Origin of the sequence: Halorientalis sp., from assembly GCF_028275115.1 — an archaeon.
Taxonomy (GTDB): domain Archaea; phylum Halobacteriota; class Halobacteria; order Halobacteriales; family Haloarculaceae; genus Halorientalis.
Genome location: NZ_JAQCNH010000111.1, coordinates 1 through 4,213 on the forward strand (window position 1 = coordinate 1; position 4,213 = coordinate 4,213).

At 59.7% G+C, this 4,213-nt stretch carries 5 protein-coding genes; 3 read left to right on the plus strand and 2 right to left on the minus strand.

The genetic code is table 11. The annotated features are described in order from the left end of the window. The first annotated feature begins 131 nt into the window (after positions 1-131). Positions 132-521, plus strand: a complete 390-nt coding sequence (locus Q0964_RS14760) for a CopG family ribbon-helix-helix protein (RefSeq protein ID WP_299269026.1) — start codon at positions 132-134, stop codon at positions 519-521. A 100-nt stretch (positions 522-621) separates the two neighbouring features. Here the strand turns inward: Q0964_RS14760 and Q0964_RS14765 are convergent, their stop codons facing one another. Further along, positions 622-1,125: a hypothetical protein gene (locus tag Q0964_RS14765; protein ID WP_299269027.1), complete on the minus strand. Its 504-nt coding sequence runs from the start codon at positions 1,123-1,125 to the stop codon at positions 622-624. A 157-nt stretch (positions 1,126-1,282) separates the two neighbouring features. Beyond that, positions 1,283-1,711 (minus strand): CopG family ribbon-helix-helix protein, encoded by a 429-nt coding sequence (locus tag Q0964_RS14770; RefSeq protein ID WP_299269028.1) that lies wholly within the window; start codon positions 1,709-1,711, stop codon positions 1,283-1,285. 98 nt (positions 1,712-1,809) lie between these two features. On the opposite strand from Q0964_RS14770, the gene Q0964_RS14775 reads away from it, so the two are divergent. Together Q0964_RS14775 and Q0964_RS14780 are read left to right on the plus strand one after the other, a co-directional pair. Then, positions 1,810-3,027, plus strand: coding sequence for a GTP-binding protein (locus Q0964_RS14775; RefSeq protein ID WP_299269029.1), 1,218 nt, complete (start codon positions 1,810-1,812; stop codon positions 3,025-3,027). After that, positions 3,027-4,213 (plus strand): GTP-binding protein (locus tag Q0964_RS14780; protein ID WP_299269030.1); only part of this gene is annotated, 1,187 nt, incomplete at its 3' end. The genes Q0964_RS14775 and Q0964_RS14780, both read left to right, overlap by 1 nt.

Below are 4,213 nucleotides of genomic sequence, written 5' to 3' on the forward strand. Positions count from 1 at the left end.
TGACCGGCTATGGTACCCGCTCGCTGGCGACGCTGTGGTTCGGACGGGACAGACGGTCGCCGAGTCCAGTGAAACAACTCTGAGAAAACAGTTGCTAACAATTCATATATCCAGAGTGTATATTAATATTCGTGCGCACTAGTCTCAACATCCCCGATGAGCTTCTCGACGAATTCGACGACACGTTGCAGTCCGAAGGCCTCGACTCTCGTTCACGTGGCGTTCGTGAAGCGATGCAGGAATACATCGAGGCCCACACACGACTCGAAGATATCGAGGGCGACGTCGTGGTCGTCATCGCGTTCGATTACACCCACGAGGCCGTCATCGAAGACGTCCACGACGTGCAGCACCAGTTCCAGGACGTCATCACGACGACGAACCACATTCACGAGGGCGAGTGGTGCCTCGAGACGGTGTTCTGTCGTGGTCCAGCCGAGCGTGTTCGGCAGCTCACCTATCGTCTCCGCGATTTCGATGCCGTGAGTCGGGTCAAACTGATGTTGCTCGCCGAACACTGACGCCGTACATCGTACCATAAAATCACGAGATTCTTTCCTCGACCGCGCCGTTCGTACGCTCTACTACAGCCAGTCTGAACAGTCAACGCGGTATCGCGTACTAATCGCCCTGGAAGAATGGGATTGCTATATGGATGAGAACGAACAGTGCTAATCCGGCTAGTATAAATCCAAACCCAACTACCGGTTGTTCCCCCCAGGGTAGTTCGAGCGGGACCCTGTCCACCAGACCCACTCTATCTGGGTTACGTATTTGCCCCCAACTTAGCACAGCGCCGATCGCGATGAGTATCCAAGAGCCGTAATTGCCTACCGTAGCTAGATATCCAGTCGTTTGAGCAGGAGATGTGGTGTCATCCCCAATCGTGTCTGACTCGGCGTCGAACCTATATGTGGTTTCATCCGCACTCGTGTCTGATTCGGTGTCGAACCTGTCGTACCAACCGGCGTACAACAGGACCCCACCGAGTGCAAACAGGGCCATTCCGAGGGTGCTTGTTTCTATGGGTAGTTCGACCCAGGTGGCTGGAACGAAGTACAGTATCGTCCCAGCAAGCATGAGTACTATGGGAATATATCCGAGCACTGTCTCGCGGATTCTCATCGTGTGGCCGGTACATGACAGAAGTTTAAATCACCCGTCATATGAGATATAAATCTACGGTGCTGACTCCACCCGTCTGTATCGGGCACGCCGGTATTGACCCGTTTGGCCGTAAGGTTCAGGATTCGGAACCTCTCTATGGCACGCTGACCGTACGCTACTGAAGGGCTTGCTCGGAGAGCTCGACACCGAGCGGGAGTATCGAATACTCGACCGTCCGAACGTCGGGAATCGCGCGAACCGTATTGACGAACCCGGCTAGCTCCTCAGTAGTTCCCCTGAGCACGAACAATTCGACACAGTACTCGTCACTCATGTGCGCGTGCGTCGTTCCAGAGACGATGTCGTCGTTCTCGTGTCGTATCCCAGTCAGCTGCTGTTGCACTCCTGACTGGCCGTAGTCGAACACTGCTGTCACCGTGCAGGAGTGGGTACTGCCGTCGGTAGCTCCCTGCTGAAACTCTTCGAGGAGCGTCCGTGTCCCTTCACGGACGACCTCACTGCGACCGCTGTATCCGTGCTCGTCGGCGAACGTGTCGAGGCGGTCGAGTAGCGCCTCGGGCATCGAGATGCTCACAATGCTCATACACTAAAATAGAACTCTATTTTGATAATTGCTATTATGACTGGACCCAGCTTAGCATAATAATTAGTATTTTAGTCTAGCAGATTCATAACTCGGGTATGGCTTCGAACAACACCCCGATTCCGGTGACGATTCTGAGCGGTAGTCTCGGTGCTGGCAAGACGACGACGCTCAACCACGTACTCACCACCGAACAGGAACTGAACGCCGCCGTCTTGGTCAACGACATGGGGGAGGTGAACGTCGACGCGGAGTTCGTCGAGCGCGAGTCCGAACTCTCACAGAGCGACGAGGAGATCGTCGAGATGTCGAACGGCTGCATCTGCTGTCGTCTGCGGGGCGACATGCTGGACGAGGTCGGTCGGCTGGCCGACCAGCGGGACTTCGACTACCTCCTCGTCGAGTCCTCCGGTATCAGCGAACCCATCCCGGTGGCCCAGACGTTCGCTCGCGGGTTCGAGGACGCGGAGTTCGACCCCACGGGCGTCTACGAACTCGATACAATGGTCAGCGTCGTCGACGCTCACAGTTTCTGGCAGGGCTTCGACTCGGGCCAGGCGCTCACCGACGACGAAATCGAACCGCAGGGCAACCGCGTCCCCGAGGAGGCGTTGATGGACCAGATCGAGTTCTGTGACGTCCTCCTGCTCAACAAATGTGACCTCGTTCCCGAGGAGGAACTGGACGAGATGGAGGCAGTCCTGCAGGCGCTCCAGCCCCGGGCGAAAATAATCCGGACCGAACACGGCGCAATCGACCCGACGGAGATACTGGATACGGGACGATTCGACTTCGACGAGGCCAGTCAGTCGGCCGGCTGGAAGCGAGAACTCCAGCACGGTCACCACCACGAATCGGCCGCCGACGAACACGGCGTCACGTCGTTCATCTTCGACGCCGACCGACCGTTCCATCCGGAGCGAATCGCTCAGCTGTTCGCCGACCTCCCGGACGGTGTCATCCGCGCAAAGGGCTTCTTCTGGGCGGCCGGTCGTGAAGATGTCGCGATGGGGCTGGACAAAGCGGGCCAGTCCGTCCGTGCCGGGCCGAAAGGGACGTGGATCGCGACGCTTCCGGAAGCCGAGCAGGAGCGGTACTTCGCTGCTCGACCCGGAATCAAGGAGGACTGGGACGACCAGTGGGGCGACCGCGGGACCGAACTCGTCTTCATCGGCCGCGAGTTCGACCAGGCGACGCTGACCGAGCGCCTCGACGACTGTGTCCTCTCAGATGCTGAGATGGACGAGGACTGGGATGCGTATCCCGACCCGTTCAGCCCGGACGACCAGCGCGAACTTGCCTTGGCCGACGACTGATGAGCATCGACGAACAGCCGCCGGTCACCATCCTGAGTGGTGGGCTCGGAGCCGGCAAAACGACGCTGCTTAACCACCTGTTGACTGTGGGTGGCGAGAGATACGACATCGCGGTGCTGGTCAACGACGTCGGCGAGATGAACGTCGACGCCGAGCTCATCGAGAACGGCTCCGAGCTCTCGATGGACGACGACGGCATCACCGAGCTCTCGAACGGCTGTATCTGTTGTGGCCTCCAGAACGAGCTTGACCAGGAGCTGCGCCGGCTCGCCTTCGACGCTGAGTTCGACCACCTAGTCATCGAAGCGTCGGGTATCAGCGACCCCGTTCCTATCGCACAGCGGTTCCTCGAACCGGCGCGCGCCTCCACGCTGTACGACCTCGACACGACCGTCACTGTCGTTGACGCCGCGCAGTTCCACCGGGCGTTCGTCCGCGGCGACCCGATAAAGTCGACTGACGACGAAGCAAAGCCGCTCTCCGATCTCCTGGCCGAACAGGTCGAGTTCTGTGACGTGCTCGTGCTCAACAAGTGTGACCTCGTCTCCGATGACGAACGACGGGCCGTCGAACGCGTCCTCCGGACGCTGCACCCCGACATCGACATCGTCGGCACTGTCAACAGCGCCGTCGACCCGGAGCGGGTCCTCGGAACCGGTCGGTTCGACCGGAACGAGGCGAGCTACGCCTCCCGATGGAAGCAGGCCCTCTCGCCCGACCACGAGGCCGGTGGGGACCACGAATCACATCAGCATGACGCCGACACGGATGACGGCAGTCACGGTCACGGCCACGACGAACACGGCCACGACCACGATGAGGGACACGACCACGACGACGAACACGACCATCTGCACCCGCCCGAGGAGTTCGGTGTCGATTCGTTCATCTACGAGCGCCGGCGACCGTTCCATCCCGAGCGGTTTCGCACGTGGCTCAACTCGTTCCCCGAGACCGTCATCCGTTCGAAAGGCCACATGTGGGTCGCCGGTCGCGAGCGGTTCGCACTGGACATGAGCCAGGCCGGGACGGAGATTCACGTCGACGTCAACGGCCGATGGGCAGCGACGCTCCCGGAGCCTCGACAGGCCTCCTACCGCGAATCGCGGTCCGATATCCAGTGGGACGACGAGTGGGGCGACCGCGAAACGAAACTCGTCTTCATCGGTGCCGGAATGGACGAATC